This window comes from Pseudoduganella sp. GW821-FHT05F09 (assembly GCF_059419605.1).
This window is the reverse complement of the sequence record NZ_JBWKSD010000005.1, coordinates 25,895-40,453: the sequence shown is the minus strand read 5'-3', so window position 1 is coordinate 40,453 and position 14,559 is coordinate 25,895. Positions and strand designations below refer to the sequence as shown.

Sequence of the window (14,559 nt, the reverse complement as noted above, 5' to 3'; positions counted from 1 at the left end):
TTGAGGAAGGAATGCCCATGAAAGCCCTGATGATAAGCCGGGACAGCCTGTTGCACGCCGAGGTGGCGGCGCAGGGATCGGCGCGCATGCCGGCGGTGCAGCTGGTGGCCTCGCGCCTGGGCCTGCGCGACGCGGTCGAGCGCGTGCTGGCCGAGCCGCCCGAATTGGTGATACTCGACGCCAGCGAGGTGGCGCCGGAGGAGGCCGAGCTGGTCGAGCGCCTGGTCAAGCACTACCCGCGCGCCAGCTGCATGCTGCTCACGCGCGGGCCGCAGCAGGAGCTGCTGATACGCGCCATGCGCGCCGGCATGCGCGAGGTGCTGCCGCTGCCGCTGGTGCACCGCGCCTTCCACGAGGCGATGGACCGCATCGAGGTGGAGACCGGCGTGGCCCATATGCGCGACGGCAAGGCGCTGGCCTTCATCTCCTGCAAGGGCGGCAGCGGCGCCACCTTTTTGGCCACCAATTTCGGCTACGCGCTGGCGGTGCTGGCCGAGCGCAAGGTGCTGCTGATCGACCTGCACGGCCAGTTCGGCGACGCCACCCTGTACGTGTCGGACCAGAAGCCGGCCATGACGCTGTCCGACATCTGCGCCCAGATCGCGCGCATGGACGGCGCCTTCCTCGATTCCTGCCTGGTGCACGTCACGCCCAACTTCGGCGTGCTGGCGGCGGCCGACGATCCGCACCAGGCCGGGACCATGAAGCCCGAGCATATGGACGCCATCATGCGCGTGGCGCGCCAGCACTACGACTACATCGTGCTGGACGTGGGCCGCCAGATCGACGCGATCTCGCTGCGCGCGCTCGACAGCGCGGACGCCATCTACCCGGTGCTGCAGCTGGCGCTGCCCGACATCCGCGACGGCCGCCGCCTGCTCGACATCTTCCGTTCGCTCGGCTATCCGGGCGAGCGCATCCGCCTGATCGTCAACCGCTACGAGCGCGGAGGCAAGCTGCGCCTGGCCGACCTGGAACAGGCGCTGGGCGCGGAAGTGGTGCACACGGTGCCCAACGACTACCTGTCCGCCACCGACTCGGTCAACCAGGGCGTGCCGCTGCTGCAGCTCTCGCGCAGCAGCCCGGTGGCGCGCAGCCTGGCCGACCTGGTGGAAGTGGTGACGGCGCGCCGCGTCCCGGAAAGCAAGGGCTTGTTCGACCGCCTGTTCGGCCGCAGCGAGTCTGAACTGTAGTTCCAGCTGTAACCCATCCAAGGAGAGCACCATGAGTTTGCGCGAACGCCTGGCCAGTGGCGACGAAACAAGGGGCAGCGCCGGCGTGGTCGGCCTGCATCCGGGGGCGATGGGCAGCCTGCCCGACGCGGCCTACCAGGAGCTGCGCAAGACCATGCACCAGACCATCTTGGACCGCATCGACCTGGAGCGCCTGAAGCGGCTCACGCCGGAGCAGTTCAAGCACGAACTGGCGCTGCTGGTGCAGCGCGTGATCGAGGACGAGCGCATTGTGCTGAACCAGCAGGAGCGGCACCGCCTGGTGCTCGACATCCAGCACGAGATGCTGGGCTTCGGTCCGCTCGAACCGCTGCTGGCGGACGCCGGCGTGTCCGACATCCTGGTCAACACCTGGGCCAAGGTCTACGTGGAGCGCGGCGGCCGGCTCGAGCTGAGCGGCGTGACCTTCCACGACAACGCCCACCTGATGAAGATCATCGAGAAGATCGTGTCGCGCGTGGGGCGCCGCATCGACGAATCGAGCCCCATGGTGGACGCGCGCCTGCCGGACGGTTCGCGCGTGAACGCCATCATTCCGCCGCTGGCAATCGACGGTCCCATGCTGTCGATCCGCCGCTTCGCCGTGCAGCCGCTGACGGTGGCCAACCTGCTGGCCTACAAGAGCGTCACGCCGCCCATGGTGCAGGTGCTGGAGGCGCTGGGCCACGCCAAGATCAACATCCTCATTTCGGGCGGCACCGGCAGCGGTAAGACCACCTTGCTCAACGTGCTGTCCGGCTTCATTCCCGGCAGCGAGCGCGTGGTCACCATCGAGGACGCGGCCGAGCTGCAGCTGCGCCAGCCGCACGTGGTGCGGCTGGAAACGCGGCCGCCCAATATCGAAGGCAAGGGCGAGGTCACGCAGCGCGCGCTGGTGCGCAACGCGCTGCGCATGCGTCCGGACCGCATCATCCTGGGCGAGGTGCGCGGCGCCGAGGCGGTGGACATGCTGCAGGCCATGAACACCGGCCATGAGGGCTCGCTCGCGACCATCCATTCCAATTCGCCGCGCGACGCCTTGTCGCGGCTGGAGAACATGGTGGGCATGGCCGGCCTCACGCTCACGCCGCGCGCCACGCGCCAGCAGATCTGCTCGGCCCTGACGGTGGTGATGCAGGTGTCGCGCCTGACGGACGGCGCGCGCAAGCTGGTCAGCCTGCAGGAGATCACCGGCATGGAAGGCGACATGATCGCCATGCACGAGATTTTCCGCTACGAGCAAACCGGGGTGGATGCCGAGGGCAAGGTGCAGGGCCAGTTCCGCGCCACCGGCGTGCGGCCGCGCTTTGCGGAACGGCTGCGCATGTTCGGCGCGGCCGTGCCGGACAGCGCTTTCGATCCCGACAAGATCTACGAATAAAGAACCCACACTGGAGCTGCCATGGACCTGGTCTTTTCCGCTTTCGCCGTGCTGCTGTTCGCCGCCGTGATCCTGCTGATCGAGGGTGCCTGGCTGTGGTGGTCCGGCACCCACGGCGGCGGCGCGCGCCGCATTGCGCGCCGCCTGGAACTGATGGCCGCGCGCGGCGAGGACGGCGGCCTGGCGCCGCGCGTCACCATCCTCAAGCAGCGCCGCTACAGCGCCGCGCCTTGGCTGGAGGCGCTGCTGCGGCGCCCGCGCCTGCTGCCGCTGGCGGCGCTGCTGGACCGGCTGCTGCTGCAGGCCGGCCTGGGCTGGAGCGTGGCGCGCCTGCTGGGCGTGCAGGCGGGCCTGCTGCTGGCCGCCGCCGTGGCGCCGCCGCTGGCCGGCCTGCCGCGTCCCGCCCACATGCTGGCCCTGGCGGCGGCCCTGCTGGCGCCGGCGCTGCTGCTGTACCGGGCGCGCAGCGCGCGCCTGGCCCGGCTGCAGGAACAGCTGCCCGAGGCGGCCGACTTCCTCAGCCGCGCGCTGCGCGCCGGCCACTCGTTCGCCAACGTGCTGCACATGGTGGGCAACGAGATGCCGGAGCCGATAGGCAGCGAATTCCGCACCGCCTACGAGGAGATCAACTACGGCGTGCCGATGAACGAAGCCTTGCACAACCTGGGCGCGCGCATTCCGCTGACCGATCTGCGCTACCTGGTGATCGCGGTGCTGATACAGCGCGAGTCGGGCGGCAACCTGGCTGAATTGCTGGGTAATATCGCGCGCATGGTGCGCGCCCGCCTGCGGCTGCTGGGGCAGATCCGCGTGCTCACGGCCGAGGGCCGCATGTCGGCCTGGATACTGGGCTTGCTGCCGCTGGGCGCCATCGCCATGATGTCGCTCACCAGCTACGAGTACATCAGCGTGCTGTGGACCGACCCGGGCGGCGTGAAAATGCTGTGGTACGGCGCCGCCGCCATGCTGGCCGGGCTGCTGTGGATGCGCCAGCTGATCAGGATACGCCTGTGAACGCGCCGGCACTGGACCTGAACCACCTGCTGTTCCTGCTGGTGGTCTTCGTGGTGGTGGCGCTGGTGGCGCTGGCGGCCATGGCGCTGCTGGCCCCCGGCGCGCTGCGCCAGCGCCTGGCCGCGCACGCGCTGCCGGAGAGCCGCGCGGACGCGCCGTCCGGCTGGGTGGAGCGCGCGGCCAAGGTGGCGCAGCCCTTCGTGCGGCTGTCGCTGCCGGAGGAGGGCTGGGAGCGTTCGCCGTTGCGCACCCGCTTCATGACGGCAGGCTGGCGCCACGCCTCGGCGCCCACGCTGTACTTCGCGGCCAAGACCCTGCTGTCGCTGCTGCTGCCGGCGCTGCTGGCCGTGCTGGCCTGGGCGTTTTCGGCGGACGCGCCCGGCGGCGCCGTGGGACGCGGCTGGCTGGCCGGCCTGCTGGCTTCTGCGGCGCTGGGCTACTACCTGCCCAACGTGCTGCTGGCGCGCACCGCCGCCGCGCGCCAGCGCGACATCTTCGAGCATCTGCCGGATGCGCTGGACTTGCTGACGGTGTGCGTGGAGGCGGGCTTGAGCCTGGAGCGCGCGCTGGCCAAGGTGGCCGGCGAGGTGCACCTCAAAAGCGTGGTGCTGGCCCAGGAGCTGCAGCTGGTGCTGATGGAGATGCGGGCCGGCTTCAGCAAGGAGCGGGCCTTGCGCAACCTGGCGCTGCGCAGCGGGGTGGAGGACGTGGACACGCTGGTGGCCATGCTGATCCAGTCCGAGCGCTTCGGCACCAGCATGGGCGACTCGCTGCGGGTGCATGCGGAGAATTTGCGCGGCAAACGCAGCATGATGGCGGAAGAAGCGGCGGCGAAGATCGCGCTGAAGATGCTGTTCCCGCTGATCTTCTGCATCTTCCCGACGCTGATGATGGTGCTGCTCGGACCGGCCCTGATCCAGCTGGGCAAGGTGATGGCGCCGGCCGCCGGCGCGCACTGAGGCGCGCCCGGCGGTGCTAGTTCCAGGCCACGCTGCCCAGGCCGCGCGCGCTGGCACTGCGGTTGGCGGGCTTGCCGTACACGGTGGCCGAACCGAGGCCGGTCAGGCGCAGGTTGGCGCTGGTCTTGGCATACACGGTGGCGCCGCCCAGGCCGCTCAGGTCCACGTCCACGCTGTCGGCGCGCAGCTGCTGCGCGTCCAGGCTGCCGATGCCGCCCAGCTTGGCGTTCAGGTTTTTGCTCTGGCCGCTGACCACGATCTGGCCCGCGCCGCGCAAATCCAGGCCGACGGTTTCAGCCTCGCCGGCATTCAGGTGCATGCTGCCCACGCCGGTCAGTCTGGCGTTCACGTTGCGGTAGCGCGAGGTGACGTTGACGGCGCCCGCGCCTTCCAGCGCCAGGCGCATTTCGTCGCCGGTGAAGCCGCTCACGTCGGCCGAGCCCACGCCGGCCGACACCAGCTCGCGCAGATTGGGCAGCGTCAGTTCGGCGCGCAGCTGGTGGTTGTGCAGTTGCACCCCGTTCAGTTCCGTGCCGATGCGCAGCGTGTCGCCGTTCTGCACCACGGTCACCTTGGTCAGGTAGCGCTTGTCGCCGCTGACCACCAGCGAGGCGGTCGCGCCCTGCTTGACGTTGAGGCTGATGACACCGTCCAGCACCACCTTCACGGCACGCGCGTCGATGCGGCGGCTTTCGCTGGCCAGTTCCTGCGCGATGGTGGCGCCGTGCGCCGCGTACAGGGTGGCTGCCATCATCGTGGCGCTGATAAAGTTGTTCATTGCGTGCTCCGTGGAAGTGGTGTGCGGCGATGCTGCGTTAGTTGGCGAGCGCTGCTTTTTCGGCGGCGCTCAGCCGTTTTGCGGTAATCGTCACCACGGGCATGGCGGCGGCGGGAGCCTTGGCCACCACGGCGGCGGGGGCGGCCGGTGCGGTTGGCGCGGTCATTGGCACGGCGGCGGTGGCGAAGCTGGCGGCGCTGGCCAGGGCGACTGCGGCGATGAAGATGGCTTCCATGTTTTTAGCGATGTTCATGATATTTCTCCTTGTCTGGTGGGTGCTGCGGGTGTGTTTGCGTTTGCGTTGAGTGAACTATAGATAAACACACGGCGGCACTCCACCGGAGTGCGACGAACTGTCAATTCGGCGACATGAACTGCAAATATGGGCGCTAGATCAGCGCGGCCACGGCCATCCCCATGGCGGTGGTGCTGGCCGTGCCGCCCATGTCGGGCGTGCGCGGGCCATCCACCAGCACGGTCTCGATGGCGCGCATGATGTCGCCGTGCGCGGCCTGGAAGGCGGCCTGCTGCGCCGCGTCGCCCTGGCCGAGGAAGTCCAGCATCAGCGCGCCGGACCAGATCATGGCCACCGGGTTGGCGATGTTCTTGCCCGCGATGTCGGGCGCCGAGCCGTGCACAGGTTCGAACAGCGAGGGGAAGGTGCGGTCCGGGTTCAGGTTGGCCGACGGCGCGATGCCTATGGTGCCGGTGCAGGCCGGCCCCAGGTCGGACAGGATGTCGCCGAACAGGTTGGAGGCCACCACCACGTCGAAGCGCTCGGGGCTGAGCACGAAGCGCGCCGCCAGGATGTCGATGTGGTACTGGTCCCAGCGCACCCCGGGATAGTCGCCCGCCATATTCTTCACGCGCTCGTCCCAGTAGGGCATGCTGATGGCGATGCCGTTGGACTTGGTGGCCGAGGTCAGGTGTTTTTTCGGGCGGCTCTGCGCCAGCTCGAAGGCGTACTTCAGGATGCGGTCCACGCCCTTGCGCGTGAACACCGACTCCTGCAGCACGGTTTCGCGCTCCGTGCCCTCGAACAGGCGCCCGCCCACCGACGAGTATTCGCCCTCGGTGTTTTCGCGCACCACGTAGAAATCGATATCGCCGGGCTGCTTGTTGGCCAGCGGGCAGGGCACGCCCGGCATCAGGCGCACGGGGCGCAGGTTCACATACTGGTCGAACTCGCGGCGGAACTTGATCAGCGAGCCCCACAGCGAAACGTGGTCGGGCACGGTGTCCGGCCAGCCGACGGCGCCGAAGTAGATGGCGTCGAAGTCCTTCAACTGCGCGTACCAGTCGTCCGGCATCATCTTGCCGTGTTTGGCGTAGTAGTGGCAGTCGGCCCATTCAAAGGTGGTGAATTCCAGCGCGAGCTTGTGCTTGCGCGCTGCGGCCTGGACGGCGCGCAGGCCCTCCGGCATGACTTCCCGGCCTATGCCGTCGCCGGCGATGACTGCGATGCGGTGCGTTTTCATGGATCCTCCGGTTGATGTGGGATCCAGCATAGCGTTAATCGGCAGCGCTATAATCGGCTGATTCGTAATTCCGGCGTGCATGAATCGTGAACAATCAACCCTTGCTGGCCGACCTGCGGCTATTTTGCACCCTGGTGCGCGAGCGCGGCTTTGCCGCCGCCGCCCGCGCGCTGGGCGTATCGAACGCTTATGTCAGCAAGCGCATCGCGCTGCTGGAGCAGTCGCTGCAGGTCAAGCTGCTGCACCGGACCACGCGCAGCGTGGCGGTGACGGAGCAGGGCGGCGTGGTGCTGCAATGGGCGCTGCGGATACTGGAGGATGTGGACCAGATGCGCGACGCGGTGTCGAGCGGGCAGAGCGCGCCCAGCGGCCTGCTGCGCATCTGCACCAGTTCCGGCTTCGGCCGCAACCGTGTGGCGCCCGCCATCTCGGCGCTGGCGCTGCGCTATCCGGCGCTGGAGGTGCAGCTGGAGCTGCTGGACCGGCCGGTGGACCTGATAGGCGAAGGCTTCCATCTTGATATCCGCGTGGGCGAGGCGCACGAGCCGCACCTGATGTCGCGCCGCATCGCCGCCAACCAGCGCGTGCTGTGCGCGGCGCCGTCCTATCTGGCGCGGCACGGCGCGCCGGCCACGCTGGCCGAGCTGGCGCAGCACCGCTGCATCGTCATCCGCGAGCGCGACCAGGACGTCGGGCGCTGGCTGCTGGCCGGCCCGGACGGCGTGGAAGCGGTGAAGGTGGCCGGCGCGCTGTCGGCCAATAACGGCGAGATTGTGCACCAGTGGGCGCTGGACGGCCACGGCATCATCTTGCGTTCGGTGTGGGACGTGGGGCCGGCGCTGGCGCGCGGCGAATTGCTGCGGGTGCTGCCGGCCTACGCGCAGCCGGCCGACGTGTGGGCCGTGTACGCGTCGCGGCTGTCCACCTCGGCCAAGGTGCGGGTGTGCGTGGAGTTTATCGAGCAGTGGCTGGCGCAGGAAGCCGCTCAGGCTTCCGTTTCTTCTTCCACCTTGGCCGAGCGCATCCAGGTCACCAGGGGGTAGGCGTCCTTCAGGCCGTTGGCGATCAACGGCAGCAGCAGGTCCGGCTTGTTCAGGTCCAGCTGCATCTCGGTCCACACGAAGAAGCTTTTCAGCTTGATGAACTCAATGTGCTCGTGGTCCGCGTCGAAGCCCTTGGGCGGGCGCTGCAGCTTGCCTTCGTCCTGGATGGTGCCGTAGCGCGCCTTCAGCGCCTTGTTCTTGAGCGCCTTGGAAAACCCGGCCGCGTCTTCCACCATGTGGCGGCGCAGCGCCTTGGTGCGTTCCGGCGGCGGCATGTATTCGCCGGCGCCGAACAGCAGGCGGCCTTCGCCGTCCAGCTGGAAGTAATAGGTCGGGCCGCCGGCCTTGGACGGGCGGCGCATGTCGTTCGGCGCGATGGCGGCCGAGAAGCGCGTCTTGTACGGGCTCTTGTCGTGGGCGAAGCGCACGTCGCGGTTGATGCGGAACATGGCCTTCTTCGGATTGCAGAACTTCACCGCCGGGTCGAACTTGCCCAGCTCGGCGATCACCTGGGTGACCACCTCCAGGAATTCTTCGCGCAGGATGTCGTAGCGCGGCTTGTTCATGATGAACCAGGGGCGGTTGTTGTTGTCGGCCAGTTCGGTGAGGTAGTTCTTCAGGTCGCGCAGATGCATAGGGGATAGGGATGGTTGTCTTGTAACTTAGCGTGAAACAGGGCGCTTGCCCACGGTGATGGCAAGCTCCGTCTCGCGGCTCTTGCGCAGCACCCGCATTGTAGCTTTTTCGCCCGGCGGCAGCTGGGCGATCAGATTCAGCATGTCGTTGGTGTCGGCCACGGTCTTGCCTTCGACCGACAGCAGGATGTCGCCCGGCTTCATGCCGCCCTTGTCGGCCGGGCCATTGCGCACCACGCCGGCGATGATGGCGCCGGTCTGCACCTTGAGGCCGAAGCTGTCGGCCAGCTCGGGCGTGATCTCCTGCGACTCCACCCCTATCCAGCCGCGCACCACGTGGCCGGAGGCGATGATGGCCTCCATCACGGTTTTCGCGGTGGAAACCGGAATGGCGAAGCCGATGCCGACCGAGCCGCCGGTCTGCGAGTAGATCGCCGAGTTAATGCCCAGCAACTTGCCGCTGGTGTCGATCAGCGCGCCGCCCGAGTTGCCGAAATTGATGGCGGCGTCGGTCTGGATGAAGTTTTCGAAGTTGTTGATGTGCAGATTGTTGCGCCCCAGGGCGGAAATAATGCCCATCGTCACGGTCTGGCCCACGCCGAAGGGGTTGCCGATGGCCAGCACCACGTCGCCCACGCGCGCCTGGTCGGCCTGGCCCAGCACGATCACGGGCAGCTTGTCGAGGTCCACCTTGATGACGGCCAGGTCGGTCTCCGGGTCGGTGCCCACCACCTTGGCGGCGGCCTTGCGGCCATCGGCCAGCACCACCTGGATCTCGTCGGCGGCGTCCACCACGTGGTTGTTGGTCAGGATGTAGCCCTGGGCGCTGACGATGACGCCCGAGCCCAGGCTGGACTGGTCGTCCTCGTCGCCGTCACGGTCGCGGTCGCCGAAGAATTTCTTGAAGAAGGGGTCGCGCGTCAGCGGATGCTTGCGGCGCGGGGCCTTGGTGGTGAGCACGTTGACCACGGCCGGCATGGCCTGCGCCGCCGCCGCGCGGTAGGAGCCGGGGGAGGGCGGTGTGTTGCCGCCGAGTAAGGAGCTGCGGGCGCCGCCAAGCGGCGCCGGGGCCGCGCCGCCGGGGCGGGCGGCGAATCCGGGCAGGCCGGGCCAGTCCGGCCGCATGGCGCTGTAGACAAAGTACAGCGCCAGGACCACGGTCACCGCTTGAGCAAACAATAACCACAGTCGTCGCATGTCACCGCCCTTGGGGTTGCCGCCGGGACGGTCTGCGGGCCGTCCGGCTTATTTTTTCAGTGCGTCGCGGATTTCGCGCAGCAGCAGGATGTCCTCGGCGGTCGGCGCCGGCGCCTCCACCGCGACGGGTTCGGCTTTGCGGGCTTTCTGCAGCAGGCGCACCATCTGGAAGATGATGAACGCCAGGATGACAAAGTTTAACAGGATGGTCAGAAAGTTACCGTACGCCAGCACGGCGCCCAGTTTCTTGGCCTCGACCAGGCTCAGGCTGGCGGCCTGGCCGTTCAGCGGCAGGTAGTAGTTGGCGAAGTCCAGCCCGCCGATCAGCTTGCCGATTGGCGGCATGATGATGTCCTGCACCAGCGAATCGACGATCTTGCTGAAGGCCGCGCCGACGATCACGCCGACCGCGAGGTCGACCACATTGCCCTTCATGGCGAAGTCTTTGAATTCCTGCATCATGCCCATGGTGTACTCCTTGCTATGTTGTGTAGCTGATCATAACGTGTTTTTTAGCAACTGGTCGATAGTCTGCGGCGATCGTGTTGGGGCGGAATTTAGACAAATGCAACGTTTCGCTTTAAAACGGTTTTGGCTTCACCTATAATCTAAGGTTGCTGGAAGCTTGGTTAACGCATAATAACTATTTCGCAATTTGATGATTGGGGTTTGGTATGAGTAACGATAAGCAGGTCGATTCTGGCCGTCGTGGCTTGATCGCCGCAACATGCGCGGCAGGTGGCGTAGTTGGACTGTCCACCGCCGGTGTACTGGTAAGCACTTTCCAGCCGTCCGAGCGAGCGAAAGCGGCCGGCGCACCTGTCGAAGTCGATATCTCCACGCTGCAGCCGGGCGAAATGCGCACCGTCGAGTGGCGCGGCAAGCCGGTCTGGATCCTCAAGCGCACGCCGGAAATGGTGGCGTCGCTGAAAAAGACCGACGGCAAAGTGGCCGACGCCGACTCCAAGCGCAACCCCGAGGAATTCACCCCGGAATACTGCCGCAACGAACACCGCTCCATCAAACCCGAAATCCTGGTCGCCGTGGGCATCTGCACCCACCTCGGCTGCTCGCCGTCGTCGAAATTCACCCCGGGACCGCAGCCTTCGCTGCCGGACGACTGGGAAGGCGGCTTCCTGTGCCCTTGCCACGGCTCCACCTTCGACATGGCCGGCCGCGTCTACAAGAACAAGCCGGCGCCGGACAATCTGCAGGTTCCACGCCATATGTATATGGGCGACACCAAGCTGGTGATCGGCAAAGACGAGAAAGGCGAGGCATAAACCATGGCTGCTTTCAAAGAGACGAAACTCCCCGCCAACGCTCCGGCCGCGCAAAAAGCGCTGGGCTGGGTCGATGACCGCTTTCCGCTGAGCAAGCTGTGGAATGACCAGTGGGGCAAGTACTACGCCCCGAAAAACTTCAACTTCTGGTACATCTTCGGCTCGCTGGCCATGCTGGTGCTGGTGCTGCAGATCGTTACCGGCATCTTCCTGACCATGCACTACAAGCCGGACGCCAACCTGGCCTTCGGTTCGGTGGAATACATCATGCGCGAAGTGCCGTGGGGCTGGCTGGTGCGCTATATGCACTCGACCGGCGCCTCCGCCTTCTTCATCATCGTCTACCTGCACATGACGCGCGGCCTGCTGTACGGTTCCTACCGCAAGCCCCGCGAACTGATCTGGCTGTTCGGTTTCGCCATCTTCCTGTGCCTGATGGCCGAGGCCTTCTTCGGCTACCTGCTGCCATGGGGCCAGATGTCCTACTGGGGCGCGCAGGTGATCGTCAACCTGTTCGGCGCCATCCCGCTGATCGGTCCCGACCTGTCGCTGTGGATACGCGGCGACTACGTGGTGTCCGACGCCACCCTGAACCGCTTCTTCGCCTTCCACGTGATCGCCATTCCGCTGGTCCTGCTGGGCCTGGTTGCCGCCCACCTGATCGCGCTGCACGAAGTGGGCTCGTCCAACCCGGACGGCATCGAAGTGAAGGAAAACCTGGGTCCGGACGGCCATCCGGTCGACTCCATCCCTTCGCATCCTTACTACACCGTGCACGACCTGTTCGGCGTGTCGATCTTCCTGCTGATCTTCTCGACCGTGGTGTTCTTCGCGCCTGAGATGGGCGGCTATTTCCTGGAATACAACAACTTCCTGCCGGGCGACTCGCTGAAGACCCCGCTGCACATCGCGCCGACCTGGTACTTCACGCCGTTCTACTCGGTGCTGCGCGCCACGACCGCCGACTTCATGTGGGTGCTGATGGTGGCCGTGGCCGCCTACGTGGCCTTCCTGTGGCTGAAGTCGCGCCTGGCCTTCATCACCAAGGCGATCATCGCCGTGATTGCCCTGGTGGCCATCGTCGGCATGCTGCCGTCGGTGCTGGACGCGAAATTCTGGGGCGTGGTGTTCTTCGGCGGCTCGGTGGTGATCCTGGCCTTCCTGCCGTGGCTGGACCACTCGCCGGTGAAGTCGATCCGCTACCGTCCCGACTGGCACAAATACGTGTACCTGGTGTTCGGCCTGTCTTTCGTCACCCTGGGCTACCTGGGCACGCAGCCGCCAAGCACGGTCGGCACCATCGTGTCCCAGTGCTGCACCCTGTACTACTTTGCCTTCTTCCTGCTGATGCCGTGGTGGAGCGCGATGGGCCAGTTCAAGACTGTGCCATCCCGCGTGACTTTCCATCCGCACTGATCCGCCGACCACAGCACACAAGGACAAGAATATGAATTTTGCAAAGAAACTGCTCGCGATCCTGGCGCTGGTGCCAGGCCTGGCCCTGGCCAACGAAGGCGGCCACCCGCTGGACAAGGCGCCGGACCGCTCCACCAATATGGCGGCGCTGCAAAATGGCGCCAAGCTGTTTGTGAACTACTGCCTGAACTGCCATAATGCGTCTTCGATGCGTTACAACCGCCTGAAGGACCTGGGCCTGACGGAAGAGCAGATCAAGGGCAACCTGTTGTTTACCGGCGAAAAAGTGGGCGAAATGATGACCACGGCCATGCCGGCCAAGGATGCCAAGGCCTGGTTCGGCGTGGTGCCGCCGGATTTGTCGGTCATCGCGCGGGCCAAGGCCGGCCCGGGCGGCACCGGTGGCGACTACCTGTACACCTATCTGCGCACCTTCTACAAGGATGACACCCGCCCGAACGGCTGGAACAACCTGATGGTGGCCAACGTGGCCATGCCGCACGTGTTGCATGAACTGCAAGGCGTGCAAGTGGCCAAGTTCGCGGAAGAAAAAGATCCGCACGATCCGAGCAAGAGCGTGCACAAGTTCGTCGGCTTCGAGCAGGTCAAGCCCGGCACCATGGACAAGCTGACCTTCGACACCAATGTGGCGGACCTGGTCGGCTACATGGAGTGGATGGCCGAGCCTGCCGCGCAGACCCGCAAGCGCCTCGGCGTGTGGGTGCTGATTTTCCTGACCGGCTTCGCGCTGCTGGCCTGGCGACTGAACGCATCGTACTGGAAGGAAGTCAAATAAGTGAGCATGCCGGCCCTGGGCCGGCTATGTGTTTTGTGCGCCGCCCGCGTGGCGGGCGCGTTCTGGGGTGAGCCGTTTTCGGCTGCATCCCATTTTGTTTCTAAGGAACTACAAAAATGATGGTTCTCTACTCGGGCACTACCTGCCCATTTTCGCAACGCTGCCGCCTGGTCCTGTTTGAAAAAGGCATGGACTTCGAAGTGCGCGACGTCGACCTGTTCAACAAGCCGGAAGACATTTCGACCATGAACCCCTACGGCCAGGTGCCTATCCTGGTCGAGCGCGAACTGATCCTGTACGAATCGAACATCATCAACGAGTACATCGACGAGCGCTTCCCGCACCCGCAGCTGATGCCGGCCGATCCGCTGATGCGCGCGCGCGCCCGCCTGATGCTGTTCAACTTCGAAAAAGAACTGTTCGTGCACGTGCACACGCTGGAAAGCGAGCGCGCCAAGGCCAACGACAAGAGCCACGACAAGGCGCGCGCGGAAATCCGCGACCGCCTGACCACGCTGGCGCCGCTGTTCCTGAAGAACAAGTACATGCTGGGCGACGAGTTCTCCATGCTGGACGTGGCGGTAGCCCCGCTGCTGTGGCGCCTGGACCATTACGGCATCGAGCTGTCGAAGACCGCCGCGCCGCTGATGAAGTATGCCGAGCGCATCTTCTCGCGTCCGGCCTACATCGAAGCGCTGACGCCGTCCGAGAAGGTGATGCGCCGCTGATCATGTCCGAGATTTCCACCAAGCCCTACATGCTGCGCGCCATTTACGAATGGTGCACCGACAGCGGCTACACGCCCTACCTGGCGGTCAAAGTCGACGCCACCACCACGGTGCCGATGGAATACGTCAAGAAGGGCGAGATCGTGCTCAACATCAGCTTCGGCGCCACCTCCGGGCTGAAGATGGACAATGACAGCATCCGCTTCCACGCCCGCTTCGGCGGCGTGTCGCGCGAGATCTACGTGCCGGTCAACAACGTGATGGCCATCTACGCCAACGAAAACGGCCAGGGCATGGCCTTCGAGCCGCAACTGGGCGGCCACGACGACGCGCCCTCGGCCCCGGCCGCACCGGCGCCGGCGCCGCTGGCGCCGGTCTCCAGCGTGCCCACGCTGGCCCCGGTGCCGACCCCGGCGCCGCAGGCCCGCCCGGCCGCAGTGGAAGGCGAAGATGGCCCCGACGACGGCGGCGAGCCGCCCAAAAAAGGCGGCGGACGCCCCACCCTCACGCGTATCAAATAGCGTATAATCCTCGCGCAACGCCGACTTAGCTCATTTGGTAGAGCAGTTGATTTGTAATCATCAGGTGGCCAGTTCGAAACCGGCAGTCGGCACCAGATACGGAAAAGCCCAGCTTTCAC

The 14,559-nt window shown here is 66.0% G+C and carries 16 protein-coding genes and 1 tRNA gene; 11 read left to right on the top strand and 6 right to left on the bottom strand.

The window, feature by feature from the left end; translation table 11 throughout:
* The first annotated feature begins 17 nt into the window (after positions 1–17).
* The 4 genes from AC07S4_RS17080 to AC07S4_RS17065 are packed head-to-tail and all read left to right on the top strand — an operon-like array spanning position 18 to position 4,565.
* Positions 18–1,193 (top strand): CpaE/TadZ family protein, encoded by a 1,176-nt coding sequence (locus AC07S4_RS17080; protein ID WP_494987796.1) that lies wholly within the window; start codon positions 18–20, stop codon positions 1,191–1,193.
* A gap of 31 nt (positions 1,194–1,224) precedes the next feature.
* Positions 1,225–2,592 carry a TadA family conjugal transfer-associated ATPase gene (locus AC07S4_RS17075; protein WP_494987795.1) on the top strand — a complete coding sequence of 456 codons (1,368 nt, stop codon included), beginning with the start codon at positions 1,225–1,227 and terminating at the stop codon, positions 2,590–2,592.
* 21 nt (positions 2,593–2,613) lie between these two features.
* Positions 2,614–3,606, top strand: coding sequence for a type II secretion system F family protein (locus AC07S4_RS17070; RefSeq protein ID WP_494987794.1), 993 nt, complete (start codon positions 2,614–2,616; stop codon positions 3,604–3,606).
* 11 nt (positions 3,607–3,617) lie between these two features.
* Positions 3,618–4,565 carry a type II secretion system F family protein gene (locus tag AC07S4_RS17065; RefSeq protein ID WP_494988248.1) on the top strand — a complete coding sequence of 316 codons (948 nt, stop codon included), beginning with the start codon at positions 3,618–3,620 and terminating at the stop codon, positions 4,563–4,565.
* 16 nt (positions 4,566–4,581) lie between these two features.
* Here AC07S4_RS17065 and AC07S4_RS17060 read toward each other — a convergent pair whose 3' ends face one another.
* The 3 genes from AC07S4_RS17060 to AC07S4_RS17050 all read right to left on the bottom strand — a co-directional run bounded on the left by AC07S4_RS17060 (position 4,582) and on the right by AC07S4_RS17050 (position 6,821).
* Positions 4,582–5,343, bottom strand: a complete 762-nt coding sequence (locus tag AC07S4_RS17060) for a GIN domain-containing protein (RefSeq protein ID WP_494987793.1) — start codon at positions 5,341–5,343, stop codon at positions 4,582–4,584.
* Positions 5,344–5,380: 37 nt separating this feature from the next.
* Positions 5,381–5,596, bottom strand: coding sequence for a hypothetical protein (locus AC07S4_RS17055; protein ID WP_494987792.1), 216 nt, complete (start codon positions 5,594–5,596; stop codon positions 5,381–5,383).
* A gap of 136 nt (positions 5,597–5,732) precedes the next feature.
* Positions 5,733–6,821, bottom strand: a complete 1,089-nt coding sequence (locus tag AC07S4_RS17050) for a tartrate dehydrogenase (protein WP_494987791.1) — start codon at positions 6,819–6,821, stop codon at positions 5,733–5,735.
* Between the two features lie 86 nt (positions 6,822–6,907).
* Here AC07S4_RS17050 and AC07S4_RS17045 point away from each other — a divergent pair, with 86 nt between their 5' ends.
* Complete coding sequence (locus tag AC07S4_RS17045) at positions 6,908–7,864, top strand: LysR family transcriptional regulator (RefSeq protein ID WP_494987790.1); 957 nt, start codon at positions 6,908–6,910, stop codon at positions 7,862–7,864.
* Here the strand turns inward: AC07S4_RS17045 and AC07S4_RS17040 are convergent.
* From AC07S4_RS17040 to mscL, 3 genes are read right to left on the bottom strand one after another with little or no spacing between them, the layout of a single operon-like run.
* Positions 7,807–8,499, bottom strand: a complete 693-nt coding sequence (locus AC07S4_RS17040; RefSeq protein WP_494987789.1) for a DUF2461 domain-containing protein — start codon at positions 8,497–8,499, stop codon at positions 7,807–7,809. The genes AC07S4_RS17045 and AC07S4_RS17040 overlap by 58 nt on opposite strands.
* A gap of 27 nt (positions 8,500–8,526) precedes the next feature.
* Positions 8,527–9,696 (bottom strand): S1C family serine protease, encoded by a 1,170-nt coding sequence (locus AC07S4_RS17035; RefSeq protein ID WP_494987788.1) that lies wholly within the window; start codon positions 9,694–9,696, stop codon positions 8,527–8,529.
* 48 nt (positions 9,697–9,744) lie between these two features.
* Complete coding sequence (gene mscL, locus AC07S4_RS17030; protein ID WP_494987787.1) at positions 9,745–10,164, bottom strand: large conductance mechanosensitive channel protein MscL; 420 nt, start codon at positions 10,162–10,164, stop codon at positions 9,745–9,747.
* Positions 10,165–10,370: 206 nt separating this feature from the next.
* On the opposite strand from mscL, the gene petA reads away from it, so the two are divergent.
* From petA to AC07S4_RS17000, 6 genes are all read left to right on the top strand, one after another.
* Entirely contained in the window at positions 10,371–10,979 is a 609-nt protein-coding gene (gene petA / locus AC07S4_RS17025; protein WP_161074598.1) for a ubiquinol-cytochrome c reductase iron-sulfur subunit, read from the top strand.
* A 3-nt stretch (positions 10,980–10,982) separates the two neighbouring features.
* Positions 10,983–12,395: a cytochrome b gene (locus tag AC07S4_RS17020; protein WP_494987786.1), complete on the top strand. Its 1,413-nt coding sequence runs from the start codon at positions 10,983–10,985 to the stop codon at positions 12,393–12,395.
* Between the two features lie 31 nt (positions 12,396–12,426).
* Positions 12,427–13,191, top strand: coding sequence for a cytochrome c1 (locus AC07S4_RS17015; protein ID WP_494987785.1), 765 nt, complete (start codon positions 12,427–12,429; stop codon positions 13,189–13,191).
* A gap of 116 nt (positions 13,192–13,307) precedes the next feature.
* Positions 13,308–13,919: a glutathione S-transferase N-terminal domain-containing protein gene (locus tag AC07S4_RS17010; RefSeq protein WP_050409980.1), complete on the top strand. Its 612-nt coding sequence runs from the start codon at positions 13,308–13,310 to the stop codon at positions 13,917–13,919.
* Between the two features lie 2 nt (positions 13,920–13,921).
* Positions 13,922–14,440, top strand: coding sequence for a ClpXP protease specificity-enhancing factor (locus AC07S4_RS17005; protein WP_494987784.1), 519 nt, complete (start codon positions 13,922–13,924; stop codon positions 14,438–14,440).
* Positions 14,441–14,459: 19 nt separating this feature from the next.
* Positions 14,460–14,535, top strand: a tRNA-Thr gene (locus AC07S4_RS17000).
* The last annotated feature ends 24 nt before the right edge of the window (positions 14,536–14,559 follow it).

Excerpts from the sequence above, each read along its gene's own strand:
- AC07S4_RS17020 (WP_494987786.1), top strand. The coding sequence starts at position 10,983 with ATGGCTGCTTTCAAAGAGACGAAACTCCCCGCCAACGCTCCGGCCGCG.
- AC07S4_RS17075 (WP_494987795.1), top strand. The coding sequence starts at position 1,225 with ATGAGTTTGCGCGAACGCCTGGCCAGTGGCGACGAAACAAGGGGCAGC.
- AC07S4_RS17015 (WP_494987785.1), top strand. The coding sequence starts at position 12,427 with ATGAATTTTGCAAAGAAACTGCTCGCGATCCTGGCGCTGGTGCCAGGC.
- petA (WP_161074598.1), top strand. The coding sequence starts at position 10,371 with ATGAGTAACGATAAGCAGGTCGATTCTGGCCGTCGTGGCTTGATCGCC.
- AC07S4_RS17040 (WP_494987789.1), bottom strand. The coding sequence starts at position 8,499 with ATGCATCTGCGCGACCTGAAGAACTACCTCACCGAACTGGCCGACAAC.
- AC07S4_RS17010 (WP_050409980.1), top strand. The coding sequence starts at position 13,308 with ATGATGGTTCTCTACTCGGGCACTACCTGCCCATTTTCGCAACGCTGC.
- AC07S4_RS17055 (WP_494987792.1), bottom strand. The coding sequence starts at position 5,596 with ATGAACATCGCTAAAAACATGGAAGCCATCTTCATCGCCGCAGTCGCC.
- AC07S4_RS17080 (WP_494987796.1), top strand. The coding sequence starts at position 18 with ATGAAAGCCCTGATGATAAGCCGGGACAGCCTGTTGCACGCCGAGGTG.
- AC07S4_RS17005 (WP_494987784.1), top strand. The coding sequence starts at position 13,922 with ATGTCCGAGATTTCCACCAAGCCCTACATGCTGCGCGCCATTTACGAA.
- AC07S4_RS17050 (WP_494987791.1), bottom strand. The coding sequence starts at position 6,821 with ATGAAAACGCACCGCATCGCAGTCATCGCCGGCGACGGCATAGGCCGG.
- mscL (WP_494987787.1), bottom strand. The coding sequence starts at position 10,164 with ATGGGCATGATGCAGGAATTCAAAGACTTCGCCATGAAGGGCAATGTG.
- AC07S4_RS17070 (WP_494987794.1), top strand. The coding sequence starts at position 2,614 with ATGGACCTGGTCTTTTCCGCTTTCGCCGTGCTGCTGTTCGCCGCCGTG.
- AC07S4_RS17035 (WP_494987788.1), bottom strand. The coding sequence starts at position 9,696 with ATGCGACGACTGTGGTTATTGTTTGCTCAAGCGGTGACCGTGGTCCTG.
- AC07S4_RS17060 (WP_494987793.1), bottom strand. The coding sequence starts at position 5,343 with ATGAACAACTTTATCAGCGCCACGATGATGGCAGCCACCCTGTACGCG.